We start from the raw sequence: 14,001 nt of genomic DNA, 5'->3' as shown, positions 1-14,001 counted from the left end.
GACGGCATCAAGATAAAGCCCCTCCCGCGCAACGAAAGTAGCTAACTAGGCGGGACAAAGTAGCTAACTAGGCGGGACAAAGTAGCTAACTAGGCGGGACAAAGTAGCTAACTAGGCGGGACAAAGTAGCTCAAAACAGCAGGTAAAAGGTACTGAAATTTTCTCTTAGGTACTTTAGGTAACTAAGGTACTTAAGAGGCTTCGCGCCCCCGCCTTGAGGGCGGGGCGCTCGCCTAGTAAGTTTCAGACAGAAAAAGCCGCATACAGAAAGGAGGTGTTCGCTATAGGCCAGGGCGAAAAGAGGCCGCACGGGGACGAGCCGCGCGGCCTTGTGGCAGGCGAGAGGCACGCCACGAAAGACCCGGAATTGTCTAGTCGTTAGGAAACATGCCCCTCACGGACCATTCTACCGTCTGGGGCAGAAAGGCGGTAATCAATGGACTTCGAGCAGATCAAGAGTCAGGTTCACATTAGGGACTACGCGGACGCCCTTCTTGAGAAGAGGGGCCGCGACACCTACGTTTGCCCGTCGTGCGGGAGCGGGACGGGGCCCAAGAGGACGGCAGCGTTCCACCTAAAGGACGAGCGTTTCAAGTGCTTCTCGTGCGGAATCGGCGGGGACGTGTTCGACCTTGCGGGCATCGTCAACGGCACGGAGGACAAGCGCGAGCAGGTGCGCGCCGTCGCGGACTGGGCGGGAATCCGAATCGAGGACGAGCGCCCCGTCGCGGCGTCGCCCGCCAAGAGGGCCGAGCCCAAGAAGGGGCCGAGCAAGGCCGAGCTCGCGGCCCGCGAGGCCGAGGACGAGCGGGCGCGGCGCGAGGCAGCCGCCTACATCGAGGCGACCCGCGCAAACATCGGCGACCCCGAGGCCGTGGCGTACATCGAGCGCCGGGGCTTCACGCTTGACGAGGCCCGCAAGTTCGGGTGGGGCTACGACCCCGCGAAACACGGCCTTGTGCTGCCCTACGGGCCGGACGCGCCCTATTACTACACGCGCCGCGACCTGCGAAAGGGGACGGACGAGGACGGCAAGTATTACAAGCCCAAGGGAATTGACGAGCCGCGCAACTGCGTGAGCGCGCTCGACCGGTCGAACGTCGTTTTCGTGACCGAGGGCCTAATGGACGCCTTCGCCGTCATGGCGTGCGGCTTCGAGGCCATACCCCTTAACGGCACGTCGAACGTCACGGAGACGGCAAAGGCGATCATCGACCACGGCTTCAAGGGGTGCGTCGCCCTGCTCCTCGACACGGACGAGCCGGGCCGCAAGGCGGCGGCGCTCATGGCCGACGTTCTCAAGAACGGCGGTATCAGCGCCGTTGTGGCCGATGGACTGACGGACAACGACCCCGGGGACGCCTTCGTTCGCGACCGCTCGGATCTGGCCGCGTTCCTCGCGCTCAAGGCGGACGAGGCCGTTAGCAGGGCTGAGGAGGACAAGGAGGCCCGCTACGCCGAGGCCATGCGCAACCTGAACGTTCTCGACCCCGTTAAGGTCATGCAGGGCGTGTGGCGCATGGACGATTACGAGGAGCCCACGCCCACGGGGATTTCCGGGCTCGACCGCGCTCTAGACGGCGGCCTTCGTCGCGGCGTCGTGGTAATCGGTGCCGTGTCATCCATGGGAAAGACCACGCTTGCCGCCCAGATCGCGGACAACATCGCCGCGAGCGGGCGCGGCGTGCTGTTCGTAACCATCGAGCAGAGCGCCGAGGAGATCGTGGCAAAGAGCCTGAGCCGAATCATGAGGGCACACGGCTACGCCGTCCCCTACCATCACATTCTCGGGGCCGAGCGCAGGACGTGGGGGAAGGCCCAGAACGATGCGTTCTTCAAGGCGTGCGAGGAGTACGCGAACATGACGGTCGGGCGTCTCCGCATCATCGAGGGAATAAACCGCCCGTCGGTTCAGAGCATCTGGGCGCTTGCGGCTGAGATAGCCGAGCACGACGGACAGCCGCCCGTTATCTTCATCGACTACTTGCAGCTCCTCGCGCCCCAGAACGACCGGGACACGGACAAGCAGACAACGGACAAGAACATGACGCTCCTCCGTCAGATGGCGAACAAGAAGAACCTAGGTACCACCGTCGTTGTTATCTCCTCCCTCAACCGGTCTAGCTACAGCGGCGTCATTGACCTTGACAGTTTCAAGGAGTCCGGCGGCATCGAGTACGGCGCGGACGTGCTTCTCGGCTTGCAGCCCTACGACATGAAGGAGCGCATAAAGGATAGGGGTAAGGGCCAGAAGGCCGAGGACAAGGCGGACGAGATCATGCAGCAAACGAAATCGTCCAACCCCCGCGAGTGCGAAATCGTGGTGCTCAAGAACCGTTCCGGCGAAACGTCTAGAAACGGTAAGGGCGTCCCCGTCTGCTACTACCCCGTCTCCAACGTCCTCTATGACGGGCGCGAGCAGGACGCCCCTAGCTTCAAGTTCGGCGAGGGAACGACCGAGTAGGCATCGGCCATAAGTGACGGCGAGGGGGCGTCCGCTTCGGTGGGCGTCCCCTTCTTCGTGTCCGCCTGCCGCCATGGCTAAGAAATATAGGCTCAATACATTACAAACAGTTGCAACAAGGCATCTATATGTTACAATGACTTACGTCAAAGCAGGACGAGTGAAAGGAGAAGGCTATGGCGGAGCAAGTGGCAGGAAGGAACGGAATGCCGGATCTCACGGACGTTCAGGACGTGGCGAGCGAGCTTAGCCAGATCGCGGAGGGCTTCGCGTCGTTCCTCGCGTTCCACGGGTGCGGCATCGCAAGCGACCAACTGCCGTTCCTCATCGCGTTCGCGGAGGACATGGCGCACAGGGCGCGTAGGGCCTATGACATGTGCGAGAGCATCAAGACGGGGGAGGCGGCGTAATGAAGCTGAACAGGCCCTATGGCGAGAGCGCGGAGGACTTGGAGCGCGCCGAGGACAAGCAGGCGAGGCGCGAGGTCGCCGTCCGTCTCGTGGCGCAGGCCACGGACACGTGCGCCATGTGCGCGTGCGCGCTCGACTCGGCTTTCATGGACGGTCGCCCCATGCCCGAGGGCATCTACCGCGAGAACGTTACCGAGGCCGTGGAGAGGGCGCTCCTACAGGCGGCGCGCGACCTGAGCGCGGTTCAGTCGGTTCTCTAGGAGGCGGAAATGGAAACCATCATCAAGACGAACAAGGCTAACGACCTGCTTTTCGAGATAGGCAACTCGCTTCACAGCGCGAGCAGGCTTCTCGCCGAGTACATGGACGGCGAGGACAAGCAGCGCGAGCTTTGGTGCATCATGGAGACGTTGGACGCGAACGCCAAGAAGGCGGACGAGTGCGCCGCGCTTCTCGGCGAGGTGGCCGAGCTGTTGAAAGGCGGGAACAATGAGGCACGTTAAGGTGAACTTCCCCTATGACGAGGCGGGCTTCGAGCACGGCAACGGGGAGGGTATGTTCGTAATCGTCACGGACGAGGTACACGCCGAGGTCATGGACGATAGCTCGCGCGGCGTCCGCCTGCGCGGCATCCTCGATAACGACTCGATAGACCGCCCGTTTCTGGTTCACGGCCTTGAGGTCGAGTTCGTGACGCGCGGCGAGTTCCGCCCGGTCGCCCTCATGGAGGGCTTGGAGGACAAGCGCCCGGACATGGAGGCGTACCGCGAGGCTGCGTCTCAGGTCGAGTAGCGGCGGCGAAAGCAGCTCAGGCGAGGCGGCGGGCTACGGCCTGCCGCCTTCTTTGTGCGCCGCGCGACCGAAACGCGCGTTTCGCCAGTGCGTTCCGGCGTCTACCTGCGAGTATCGCGGTTCGTGGCGCGACGTTGGCGCAACGCTAGCGGAACGTGACGCGCGATTTTCCGGTTCGTTTTCCGGTCGTGTCGCGGCGCTAGGAGTCCTCGCGCCCCGGCCCGAGGAGCCGCCCGAACAGGCCGCGCGGGCGCTCGGCTATGGCGTTTGCGCGGGCCACCTGCTCGGCGAGGTCGGTTAGCCTCTCACCCATGCCGTCGATCTTCGCGCTCATGGCGGCGTTCTGGTCTATGAGGGCCGAGATTTGGGCGTCCTTCGCCTCTATCTGCGACTCAAGGGACGCGATATAGCGGTTCAGGGCGTCCGTGACGGAGGAGGGGGCGTCCTGCGCCGCGTCCGCTCCCGCGCCGTCGCCGCCCGCGCCGAGGGAGGCGGAGAGGGCGGAGGCCGCGTAATCGTCCACGACGAACGCAGCGCCCTGCTTGTTCACGTGGCCGTCCCATAGGCCGAGTTCCTGCAAGCGCCGCTTGACGGTCGGCTTAGACGCCCCGCAGGCGTCCGCAAGCTCCTTGATCGTAGGCATCGGCGACCCCTTCTCGTCCTGGGCGGCTCGGGCGCGCTAGTTGACATAATACTAATTATCACGCACGTTTTTCGGTTCCGCTTAACGCTTCTACCTGCCGTTTTGCGTTTGTGCCGCATCGCGTTGCGGTTTGAACCGCAACGTTTCCGCAACGTGTTGCGCGATTTTCCGGTTCATTTTGCGGCGCGTTCCGGTTGGATTGTACCGCGAGCGCGCGGGGGACGCGCCACGATCTGCCGTCGCCGGGGCGTGTCAGCGGCGGGCGGCGTCCCGGCGTCGCAAGAGACGCGCCCGTGTGCCAAACCGCCGGTTCGCTATATGGACGCCCGCCCCGCGCGCCGATGCTTCGCCGCGCCGTCCGGCCTTGGCAGGGCTGCGCCCGTGCACCGCGATTTTCTGAACAGCAAGTAATGCATCGTCGTTCACACGCCCCCTGCGGCTCACGTCGATTCCGGCCCAGTGACCGAGGGGACGGCGGCTAGGGCCGCCCCGAGTGTCCGCGAGCGGCAGGAAAACGGCGGCGAGCGGCAAGACGCCGCCAGACGGCGCAGAACGCCGAATGACGGCGGTTCCCGGCCCCTCTGGGCATCCGGTCGAGGGCACTTCTTCTAGGGCCTCATACGGCGTTCTACGAGGCCGTTTTCCCGTTCGAGGCCGCCTTCTCGCGCGCGGCGGCGCGGCGCTCCAACTTCAGGGCGTTGTTGAACTTGATACGGCAGTCGCGCGAGCAGTAGTCGGCGCTCCTCTCGCGCTTGCGCACCGGCTTCGCGGGTCGTGGCGTCCCATCGTCCGCATACGGTTCGTAGCGCTGGTATTGGAACGGCTTGTGGCAGAACTTGCACAGCTTCACCGGCTCGGGGTCTAGCGCCACGCGGCACAGGTCGCTGAGGGCTACGGCGAGCGCGGGGGCCGAGCCCTGCGAGTCGGACCAACCGCCGAGGGGCATAAGCGGCATGGCGTAGCGCGAGAGCGCGCGGCTCACGTAGCGGCACGCCTGCCCGAGCACAACGTCGCGGGAACTGTCGGGTTCCGGGTAGCATCCCTCCATCTTCGCGTCTACCACGGTCCGCACGGCCCATTGGCAGTTCTCAAGGGCCGCGCGGGCCTCTCTCTCGGCGACGCACGAGCCGCCGAGCGCCGCCGTCTCCCTCACTTCATCAGCCTCATACAGCGCAGGCTCGTCCATGACGAAAACCCCGGTCATGAGTTGATCGCAGAGGTCGAGGGTTAGGCGCGGCTCTCTGTTCGGGAAGAACGGCGACACGCGGGCAAGGGACGTGGCGAGGCCCCACGTCTCCATGAAGTCGAGGCGCGCCCCACGGTCGGAAACGTCGAGGCGGTAGAGGTCGCTGAGGACGCCCGAGCGGAACAGGTCATATATCGGCGTCTCCTCGCGCTCCACCTCCTCGCGCCCGGTCACGCGAAAGACGGCCACGCCCCCAACGGTGTCGGGCTCGAAGGTCAGACGGAGCAGCTTCGTCGCGGCGTCAATGCCCACGGGGGAAGAGAAGCGAGGCTCCTCGCGGTGGCGGTTTTCGTCCTTCTTGCTCATGTTTTACCTCCTAGATACCTGTATTTGTAGACGCGCTACTATGCGTGTACAAGTTCATCCTAACATAAGGGTGTAGGGCTAGACCACGACGAGAACGGAGGTAGAGGCATTGGCAGTAACCACACCTTGCGCCGGGTTCTTCGCAGATCGCGTTACGCGATTGAAGTTCGAGCGCGAGAGGCAAGGGCTAACGCAGGCGGCGCTTGCCCGCGTGGCATGGCTCAACAGCTCGGAGCTTTCCAAGATGGAGCGCGGGCGAACGGTTCCCTACGAGGAGCAGGCGCAGCGCATCGCGGCGGCACTTCGCTGGGAGGGGCCGCTTGAGGAGCTGTTCGCTCCCATCGACGCCGGGGAGGCGAGCGCCTAGTGGCAGACCTTAGCGGCATCGGGGCCGAGGAGCGCCGGTTCATAGCCGACTGGCTGCGCGTGAGCCTCAAGGGCTACCGCGTGGCCGAGGGCTTCGCGGACGGCGTTCCGTGCGTATACGTTCAGGTCATGCGCCCGGACGATTGCGGGGACGGTCGCGCGTTCCTTGAGGTTTACGCGACGGTCGGCTACCGGCGCAGGAAGCGACGCGAGGGGGCGGCAGGGGCGGTGTTCGAGTCACTGTCGAGTCTGGGCGAGACGGGGCGCTATCAGGGTTGGAGCGCATACGAGCCCATGGATTGCAACGGTTTGTCCACGGTGCTTGCCGTGGGTTACCGAACGATTGGCAACAAGCAGAGGTCTTAGGAGGCCAGATATGTACGACGAAACAACGACGGAGTACGACGGCATCAAGCTCGCAGAGAGCATCGGCAACGAGCTTGAGCTTGTCGCGGACGAGCTTCAGACGTGGATGCTTGAAGACGATTACAGCGAGTACCGCTCAAACATCAAGCCCGGAGAGACGCTTGAGGAGAAGGGATTCAAGCTCAAGACGGACCTCTACAAGGGCAAGCTCCGCGAGCGCTGCGAGGAGGCCGCCCGGCGCATCAACGAGCTGTGCGACCGCGCTGAGCGCCGCGCCCGCGCGGAGATGAGCGAGCCGCCCTCTCCCGAGGCGCTGGCCTACTGTCAGGCGCTCGCGGCGCGCAAGAGCGTGACCGTCCCCGAGGTGGAGTCCGCCCTTGAGCGCTACGGCTCGAACTGGTCGTGCTACCAGCTCCTCAAGGACGTTATCGACACTCAGCGCAAGTCCGGGAACAGGGACTTCTACCGCCTCAACCCGCGAAACACGCTCGACGGCTGGGAGAAGCAGATCAAGAGCATCCGCAACGAGGGCACGACGTTCGCCCGCCAGTACCTCGCGCGTCAGGCGTGGAGGTACGAGGACGAGCTGCCTATGCGCCTCGAACAGGTCAAGCTCTACATGGGCTATGCAGCATCCAATGGCGGAGATCGCTTCGGGGCTAGACCGGACGCGCCGGGCGCCTCGAGTTGGCAGGCGCACGTGAGCGCGAGTAGGGGCTTCTGCTAATGGCGCGCCTTCTCGAGACCAGCGCTCAGGACTGGCCCGAGGCAGCCGGTAGCCCGGAGCAGGCGAGGTGCGCCGTGAGGCATGAGCTCTCCCGCCTCTGCAAGAGGGCGGACGCGCTCAGCGTGGCGGCCTATGGGGACTACCTAGCGCACGCCGTAACCGCATGGGAGCGCAGCAACGTGCCCATTCAGGGACGCGGGCTCATGTTCGGCAGCAGGAAGAAAGAGCTTCGCGAGCTGTGTAACGAGGCGCGCGCGAGGCTGGCGGCAGCGTGTGGCGAGGGCAGCCCGTACATGGGCCCCGCGCTCGCCTTCGTCTCTCGGCTTGAGGCGTGCGGGTTCGACAGCTGTGCGGAGATGGAGTCGGCGTTCGAGTGCGCCGTGGAGGACACGAATAGGGCCGTTCTCGCGCCCCGCGACCATGAGGAGGTCTAGCCATGTTCGACAAGAAGGAAACGGCGGGTCAGCTATACGGGGTGCTCGGGCACCTCATGGGCGACGTTGACGAGATAGCGGAGGACGATTACAAGCAGTACCTCGCGGGCATCCAACCCGGCGAGGTCGTGAGGCCGCGCGGCAAGCTCACGACGGAGGAGGGGCGCAAGCGCCTGCTCGCGCGCGCGAGCCGCTCCTATGCCCGAATCGCCGAGCTGTGCGAAGAGGCGGAGCGCGAGATGGGCGAGGAGATGGCTCAGGCCCCGAGCGCCGAGGCCATTTCCTACCTTGAGTCTCTGCGCGGGAGGGCCCACGTCACTCGCGCCGAGATGGAGGCCGCGTACCGCAAGTACGGCGGCAACTGGTCTGTATACCGCTCGCTCAAGGAGCTTGAGCTGCGGCAGATCAGGAAGGGCGACAATGTGGCGTGCCCCCAGTTCTCCAACACGCTTGAGGGCGGGCAGGAGTTCTTGGACGCCGCCCGCAAGGTCGCCGAGTCCTTCGTTCACGACGTGGCGTTGGAGCGCTTCAATGACGAGACGAGCAGGAAGTCTAAGGCGGCCTGGGCGCTCATGCTCATGAACGGCTATGCCGAGGGCAAGTTCGGCCCCGAGGTCTTGGCGGACGCTGGCAGGATCGCCGGAGAGGGCGAGGGGGCCTAGCGTGACGTTCGATGACTTCAAGAACCGCGAGTTCCGTGACGTTTTGGAGGGCATGTTCGACGCCATGCGCGACGGCAGCCACCTTGGCGGCGGTGCCATGTGGTGCGACGGTCGCAGGCGCGCCGTGGAGGCGTGCGACCGCGCGCTCGCGCGCATCGGCGACCACATGGCCCGCCCCATGGGCGCGGACGCCGCCCGGTACGTCGAGCTGTTCGAGAGCCGCGAGCACTTGACCGAGAAGGACGTGGAGACGGCGCTCAAGACCTACGGCAGCGACCACATGGCCGCGCGCCGCATCATCGACCACGCGCACGATCTGGGCTTCAAGGGCTTCGACGCGACGGAGGACGAGCTAGTCCACTACGGCTTCGGTCTGGTGCGCGACGCCTGCTCGCGCGTCGGCTTCAAGGAGGAGGGCGGCCCGGTCGAGGAGCGCGAGGGCTACCGGTTCCTCACGGTGGCCGCGCTCGACTGGGGCAACTGGCTTCAGGGATACGAGAGCTTTCTCGGCAACAAGACGGGGCCGCTGCGCGTGGCCCGCGAGGAGGTGGGCGCGTGACGCTGGCTAGGAGCGTCAAGAACGAGTGCGGCGGGAACTGGGGCGGAGCAAAGCGCGCCCTCTCGCTGGTCGAGCGGGCCCTAACGGACTTCGCCGCGAGCTTCGACGCGCTGGGCGAGCGCCACGAGGAGGAGCGGGCCGCCGTGGCTCAGGTCGCCCACAATCGCATTGACGCCGCGTGCTGCGTGCTCAAGGAGGAGGGCGGCGAGGGCTTCGACGCCGAGGCAGTGACCGAACCGGCGCGTCGCTTCGTTGGCGACGTGGAGGGCTACGCGCTGGGCGCGCCGTACAGCGTGGAGGGCGCGGCCCTGCTCGCGCTGGCAAAGACAGACGCGCTTCTCTATGAGGCGTGGAGGTTCGTCCCCTACAGGTTCAGGCCGGAGCCTTGCCCGACGCCGAGCGAGGTTGTCTAGCATGGGCGACCCCCGCGTATCGAACGGAGCGGCGCGCCGCGCCCTGCGAAAGCGCGTCGCTTCAATGGGCCTGCCCTGCGCGCTGTGCGGCCAGAGCATCGACTACTCGCTACCATCCGGGCACCCGCTCAGCTTCGAGCTTGACGAGATCGTCCCGGTCAGCCGCTACAAGGAGGGCGGCTACGCATCGGCCACGGCCTGCGCGCTCGACCCGCGCAACGTGCGCCCGGTGCATCGACAACGAATCTGCAACCAGAAGCGGGGCAACGGGCTTCGCAAGCGAAAGGGCGAGGGCGGGGCCGTGGAGCCGAGGCCGTACAGGCCGATAAAGCACTCGCGCGAGTGGTGAGAGAGGGGTGGGGAGAACCCCCTTCCCGGCTCTCTCGAAAGGCAAGCCCGAGGGCATTCGGCCCGAATTGGCACGGGCTGTTCCACAGGGGCCCCGCTGGCTTTTTCCCACAACGAAAGGGGGCCGATATGGCTTCTAGAGCACAAAAGACCCTGCTAGAGCAGGTCAGGGGCAACAGCCGTCGCGCCGCGTTGGAGGCGCTGCGGGACAAGATAGCCCGAACCATCGATTCAACCGAGAGCGGGAGGGACATAGCGGCCCTGAGCAAGCGCCTCATGGAGGTCATGGCCGAGATTGACGGCCTGCCGGACGGCGGCGGCGCGAGAAGCCCGCTCGACCGCGCCAAGATGGGGGGCGCTCGCAAGTGAGGTACGGTCGCCAGACGCCGACGTTCGAGGACGTGGGCGACTACGAGAGCAGCCGGGGGGCCGAGGCCGTGGAGCTGTTCGAGGGCTACGGCGTGCACTTCATCCCGGCGCAGCGCTATGAGATGGAGCTGTACCTCGCGAAGAACTGGGCGGGAGAGTGCGCGGCGATAACCATAGCCCTCTCTCGCCCGAGGCAGAACGGGAAGAGCTACGCCGCCCGCTTCTACGCGCTGTGGTGCGCCTTCGTGGAGGGTAAGAGCGTCCTCTACTCGGCACACAACGGGAGCACGACGCGCAAGTTCTTCAAGCTCATGGTTGACTTCATCGAGGGGCACGAGGACTTCGCCCGCAAGCTCAAGCCCAACGGTCAGGGCGTCTACCGAGCCAAGGGCGCGGAGGGAATCTACCTCGCGGATGGCACCGTGATTGAGTTCTCGACCCGGACGAACAGCGGCGCGCGCGGCGGAACATACGAGATCATCGTGGTTGACGAGGCCCAGCAGCTCACGGCGGACGAGTACGAGGCCATTAAGCCCACGACGATTGCGACGGACAGCGGCGACCCCCAGATGATCTATCTCGGGACGCCCCCCGGCCCCAAGTGCCCCGGCACCGTCTTTCGAGAGATGCACGACAAGGCCCACGACGGCACGGGCACGGCGTGGTGGCTCGAATGGGCTGCGGACGAGGTGGGCGACCCGGCGGACCGGGAGCGCTGGTACGAGACAAACCCCATGATGGGCTACAGAATCCGCGAGCACGTCATGGCGGACGCAGCAGGCACGATGGCGGCGGACAGCTTCGCCCGAGAATATCTCGGATGGTGGCCCGCGACGGTCGGCGCGGACGTGGAGCACGTCATGGACGCTGATACGTGGGGGGCGTGCGAGACGGACAACCCGCCAGAGGACGGGCTAATGACGGTCGGCGTTAAGTTCAGCCCGGACGGCTCGCGCGGAAGCCTTGCCGTGTGCCTTCGCCCCATGGACGCGGGCTTTCGCGTTACCGAGGGGCCCGCATACGTCGAGCTTATCGAGACGCGCCCGCTCGGGCACGGCGTCGGCTGGTTCGCCGATTGGATAGCGGCACGTAAGGACAAAATCTCCGCTATAGCCATTGACGGGCGCTCGGGCTCGGGCGTGCTTATTCAGAAGCTCATTGACGCCAAGGTGAAGAAGATCGCCATTGTGACGCCCTCCGTTATCGACGTAGCCACGGCAAACGCCATGATCCTTGACGCCGCGAGAGAGCGAATCGTCACGCACTACGGGCAGGAGCAGCTAACGGACGCCATGACGAGGTGCGCCAAGCGCAAGGTTGGGCAAGACGGGTTCGGCTTCGAGGACACGGAGGAGGGGGACGCGACCGTGGCGGAGTCCTGCGCGCTCGCCTACTGGCAGGCCATGACAACCAAGAGGCGGGCAGGGCGCAAACTGCGCGTGGGATAGCCCCAGAGACGCCGCTGTGGCCGCTCAGCGTCGCCACAGCGGCGCGTATTGGGCGCGCCGGTACCTAGTGGCCGATAGACGGAGAACGGCCCTAGAATCGGCTCTCAGAGGCTCAGAGAGGGGCGAGGCGTGGGCAAGGACTACGCGACCATGACCACGGCGGCGCTGCAAAGGCTTCTCCCCAAGCTGATAGCGCGGGCCAACGGGGAGCGGGCGGGGCTGCACCGCGACTTGACCGACGCCGAGCGCGAGGACGCGCGGCGGGCGGCGTGGGCAGTGTTCCGCGAGCTGCGGAGGCGAGCGGGGCGATGGCGCGGAAAGTGGGAGAAGCTGGTAATAGATTGCAGCCGTGAACTGCGCGTTCCCGATATAGACCTATCGTAAGAACACGTGTTCCGTGGGGCCGGAAATTGCACTTAGGGGGGCCGGAAACTGCACTTAGCCTTTCTTTCAAAAGCTGCATATAACGAACTAACAGGGCACCATCACTAATAGAACGTGTTACAATTGGTGGCGTACTTATTACTGTTAGAAAGGCGGTGCCATGCTCAACCCGGACGATTACATGACAAGCAAGGAGATTTGCGAGCTGTTCGGAATCACGAAAACGACGCTATACAGGTGGAACATGAGCGACAAGCTCAAGCCCGCAAGCAAGGTGGGGCGGTGCAGCTACTACCGCAAGGCGGACGTTTACGCCCTTATCGACCCCGAGGCCGCCGAGAAGGACAAGGCCGACAATGCCTAGCGACGGCGAGCAGATCGCGGGCACCTTCACTGGGGAGGACGGGCGCGAGGTGAGCGTGACCGTCGAGGCCGTGAACGCCGAGATTGAGAGCATCATAGGCGCCGTTACGCTCGGCGAGGGCGCGGGCGACGAGCTGCGCGTGGAGGAGCGCGAGCCGGGCGGCCTTCTCAGGCTGCGCGTTAAGCTGTTCGAGGAGGACGCCGTGAAAGACGGCCTCATGCTCGGAACCGTCAACAGCGACGGCGGGGCGCTGATGCTAACGCCGGGGCCGGTCTGGTACCTGCCGAAAGCCGAGGGCGCGCCCTACGGCGTCCTCGTGGTTGACAGCATGGACAGGCTGCAACCGGTCGAGGGCGTGCCTATAGAGAAGCGCGTGGAGCCTGCCACGGGCGGCCACAGGCCGGACAGGATAGCCGTCTACCTTGACGGCGAGCCGCTGGGCATCGGCCCGCTCATCTTCGCCGTGGCCTTCGTTCGCGGAGCCATGGCGGCATACGAGAAGATGCAGCAGGAGAACGGTAGAAGACCCTCTCAAAGACGCAAACAATCGACACGGGTCAAAGCGGTTGAAATTCCGCTCGATCCGATTACTCAGCAACTCTTCAGAATCAGCAAGGAGCGCGTCGAGGCTGAGGATTATTGGGGCAGCGACGAGGAGGACAAAGAGGAAGACCGAGAGCTGGGGGCACCTATAACGATACAAACCGGAAACGGTGGGTCAGTTGTCCTGCGCGTCGGAACCTCTCAAGAGGACATAACGACTAGCCCCGCGGAATATGTTCTCGGCTTCAGAGACGGATTTTGGTATGACTACGCTTCAACGCTCGCATTTAGTGGGCAAAACGAGATAACCGGAGCCCAGCTCCTCAAGATGTGCGGGTATTCAAACCCATATGCCGCCAACATGAGGAAGACGATGAGCGAGGCTGCCGCAGCATGTTCAAAGGCCGCCGATACAAAGATGGCCCTAGACACGACAGGCGAGACGAGGAATAAGAGGAAGGGCAACAGAAGAATTATCCAATCGGTCCGACTAACACGCCTGGCCAACTGGGATGTTGAACTTCTACGGCTAGAGGGTGAGGATGGAGAGCCTGAAGAAGTCTACGACTTTACCCTCCACCTGCACGGATCACCCGAGGAGGCCCTACCCTTAGCAAGCTACACTCACGCCCGCAAGATGCTCACGACAGCCGAGCGCGAGGAGTGGTCCTTCGAGACGGTAAAGCGTGTTTCGCTTGAAGCGAAACAGATGTGGCATTACGTGCTTCGTCGCATACACGACAACACAAACAAAACAATCCGTTTCGAAACGCTGTGGGACGTCCTCGACTTCGACCCCCCAACGGTGGCAGCGAAAGTGAAAGAAAAGGGCGGGACCGTGAGGAAAAGGACGCCTGAGGAAATCGAGAGGGCGACAAAAAAGGCGATTGAGGCCCGAAGAGGACGCCTTCTCAAAACGCTAGAGAAGATGCTCACGGAGAAGACGGGAGGCAAGTTTCACACCGATAAGAACGGCGTTAGGCGGTATCAGTATCAGCGCCTTATCTCCGGATGGTCTTACAGCAAGGACAGGAAGACGGGCAAGGTTGACGGCATCAAGATAAAGCCCCTCCCGCGCAACGAAAGTAGCTAACTAGGCGGGACAAAGTAGCTAACTAGGCGGGACAAAGTAGCTAACTAGGCGGGACAAAGTAGCT

Annotated in this window: 20 protein-coding genes; 18 read left to right on the top strand and 2 right to left on the bottom strand. The window is 64.2% G+C overall.

Features of this window, described 5'->3' with window-relative positions; genetic code table 11:
- Window positions 1–436 precede the first annotated feature (436 nt).
- The 5 genes from H6A21_RS10320 to H6A21_RS10300 all read left to right on the top strand — a co-directional run bounded on the left by H6A21_RS10320 (window position 437) and on the right by H6A21_RS10300 (window position 3,666).
- Window positions 437–2,464: a DnaB-like helicase C-terminal domain-containing protein gene (locus H6A21_RS10320; protein ID WP_204562663.1), complete on the top strand. Its 2,028-nt coding sequence runs from the start codon at window positions 437–439 to the stop codon at window positions 2,462–2,464.
- A gap of 206 nt (window positions 2,465–2,670) precedes the next feature.
- Entirely contained in the window at window positions 2,671–2,874 is a 204-nt protein-coding gene (locus H6A21_RS10315; protein ID WP_204562661.1) for a hypothetical protein, read from the top strand.
- Window positions 2,874–3,134: a hypothetical protein gene (locus H6A21_RS10310; protein ID WP_204562660.1), complete on the top strand. Its 261-nt coding sequence runs from the start codon at window positions 2,874–2,876 to the stop codon at window positions 3,132–3,134. The genes H6A21_RS10315 and H6A21_RS10310 overlap by 1 nt, the downstream gene beginning before the upstream one ends.
- 9 nt (window positions 3,135–3,143) lie before the next feature.
- A complete protein-coding gene (locus H6A21_RS10305; protein WP_204562658.1) occupies window positions 3,144–3,377 on the top strand; it encodes a hypothetical protein in 234 nt (77 codons plus the stop codon).
- Complete coding sequence (locus H6A21_RS10300; RefSeq protein ID WP_204562657.1) at window positions 3,364–3,666, top strand: hypothetical protein; 303 nt, start codon at window positions 3,364–3,366, stop codon at window positions 3,664–3,666. Before H6A21_RS10305 ends, H6A21_RS10300 begins: the two co-directional genes overlap by 14 nt.
- Window positions 3,667–3,865: 199 nt before the next feature.
- On the opposite strand, the gene H6A21_RS10295 is transcribed toward H6A21_RS10300, so the two are convergent.
- Complete coding sequence (locus H6A21_RS10295) at window positions 3,866–4,309, bottom strand: hypothetical protein (protein WP_204562655.1); 444 nt, start codon at window positions 4,307–4,309, stop codon at window positions 3,866–3,868.
- Between the two features lie 628 nt (window positions 4,310–4,937).
- Window positions 4,938–5,861: a hypothetical protein gene (locus tag H6A21_RS10290; protein ID WP_204562654.1), complete on the bottom strand. Its 924-nt coding sequence runs from the start codon at window positions 5,859–5,861 to the stop codon at window positions 4,938–4,940.
- Window positions 5,862–5,970: 109 nt separating this feature from the next.
- Between H6A21_RS10290 and H6A21_RS10285 the strand changes: the two genes are divergently transcribed.
- From H6A21_RS10285 to H6A21_RS10225, 13 genes are all read left to right on the top strand, one after another.
- Window positions 5,971–6,228 (top strand): helix-turn-helix transcriptional regulator, encoded by a 258-nt coding sequence (locus tag H6A21_RS10285; RefSeq protein ID WP_204562653.1) that lies wholly within the window; start codon window positions 5,971–5,973, stop codon window positions 6,226–6,228.
- The gene (locus H6A21_RS10280; RefSeq protein WP_204562652.1) at window positions 6,228–6,593 is read left to right on the top strand and encodes a hypothetical protein; all 366 of its coding nucleotides are present in this window, start codon (window positions 6,228–6,230) and stop codon (window positions 6,591–6,593) included. The genes H6A21_RS10285 and H6A21_RS10280 overlap by 1 nt, the downstream gene beginning before the upstream one ends.
- Before the next feature lie 10 nt (window positions 6,594–6,603).
- Window positions 6,604–7,320 (top strand): hypothetical protein, encoded by a 717-nt coding sequence (locus H6A21_RS10275; protein WP_204562651.1) that lies wholly within the window; start codon window positions 6,604–6,606, stop codon window positions 7,318–7,320.
- On the top strand, window positions 7,320–7,754 hold the full coding sequence (locus H6A21_RS10270) for a hypothetical protein (protein ID WP_204562650.1): 435 nt from the start codon (window positions 7,320–7,322) through the stop codon (window positions 7,752–7,754). Before H6A21_RS10275 ends, H6A21_RS10270 begins: the two co-directional genes overlap by 1 nt.
- Before the next feature lie 2 nt (window positions 7,755–7,756).
- The gene (locus H6A21_RS10265; RefSeq protein WP_204562649.1) at window positions 7,757–8,416 is read left to right on the top strand and encodes a hypothetical protein; all 660 of its coding nucleotides are present in this window, start codon (window positions 7,757–7,759) and stop codon (window positions 8,414–8,416) included.
- Window position 8,417: 1 nt separating this feature from the next.
- Window positions 8,418–8,975: a hypothetical protein gene (locus tag H6A21_RS10260; protein ID WP_204562648.1), complete on the top strand. Its 558-nt coding sequence runs from the start codon at window positions 8,418–8,420 to the stop codon at window positions 8,973–8,975.
- A complete protein-coding gene (locus H6A21_RS10255) occupies window positions 8,972–9,388 on the top strand; it encodes a hypothetical protein (protein ID WP_204562647.1) in 417 nt (138 codons plus the stop codon). The genes H6A21_RS10260 and H6A21_RS10255 overlap by 4 nt, the downstream gene beginning before the upstream one ends.
- Window position 9,389: 1 nt before the next feature.
- Complete coding sequence (locus H6A21_RS10250) at window positions 9,390–9,737, top strand: HNH endonuclease (RefSeq protein WP_204562646.1); 348 nt, start codon at window positions 9,390–9,392, stop codon at window positions 9,735–9,737.
- A 128-nt stretch (window positions 9,738–9,865) separates the two neighbouring features.
- Window positions 9,866–10,105: a hypothetical protein gene (locus H6A21_RS10245; protein ID WP_204562645.1), complete on the top strand. Its 240-nt coding sequence runs from the start codon at window positions 9,866–9,868 to the stop codon at window positions 10,103–10,105.
- Window positions 10,102–11,553: a terminase large subunit domain-containing protein gene (locus H6A21_RS10240; RefSeq protein ID WP_204562644.1), complete on the top strand. Its 1,452-nt coding sequence runs from the start codon at window positions 10,102–10,104 to the stop codon at window positions 11,551–11,553. Before H6A21_RS10245 ends, H6A21_RS10240 begins: the two co-directional genes overlap by 4 nt.
- Window positions 11,554–11,682: 129 nt before the next feature.
- Window positions 11,683–11,937: a hypothetical protein gene (locus H6A21_RS10235; RefSeq protein ID WP_204562643.1), complete on the top strand. Its 255-nt coding sequence runs from the start codon at window positions 11,683–11,685 to the stop codon at window positions 11,935–11,937.
- A gap of 160 nt (window positions 11,938–12,097) precedes the next feature.
- Window positions 12,098–12,301 carry a helix-turn-helix transcriptional regulator gene (locus H6A21_RS10230; RefSeq protein WP_204562642.1) on the top strand — a complete coding sequence of 68 codons (204 nt, stop codon included), beginning with the start codon at window positions 12,098–12,100 and terminating at the stop codon, window positions 12,299–12,301.
- Entirely contained in the window at window positions 12,294–13,937 is a 1,644-nt protein-coding gene (locus tag H6A21_RS10225; protein WP_204562641.1) for a hypothetical protein, read from the top strand. Before H6A21_RS10230 ends, H6A21_RS10225 begins: the two co-directional genes overlap by 8 nt.
- The last annotated feature ends 64 nt before the right edge of the window (window positions 13,938–14,001 follow it).

The sequence above is a fragment of the Collinsella tanakaei genome (genome assembly GCF_016902615.1).
Taxonomy (GTDB): Bacteria; Actinomycetota; Coriobacteriia; order Coriobacteriales; family Coriobacteriaceae; genus Collinsella; species Collinsella tanakaei_A.
The sequence above is the reverse complement of the archived record's forward strand: the minus strand, read 5'-3'. Positions and strand labels throughout refer to the sequence as shown.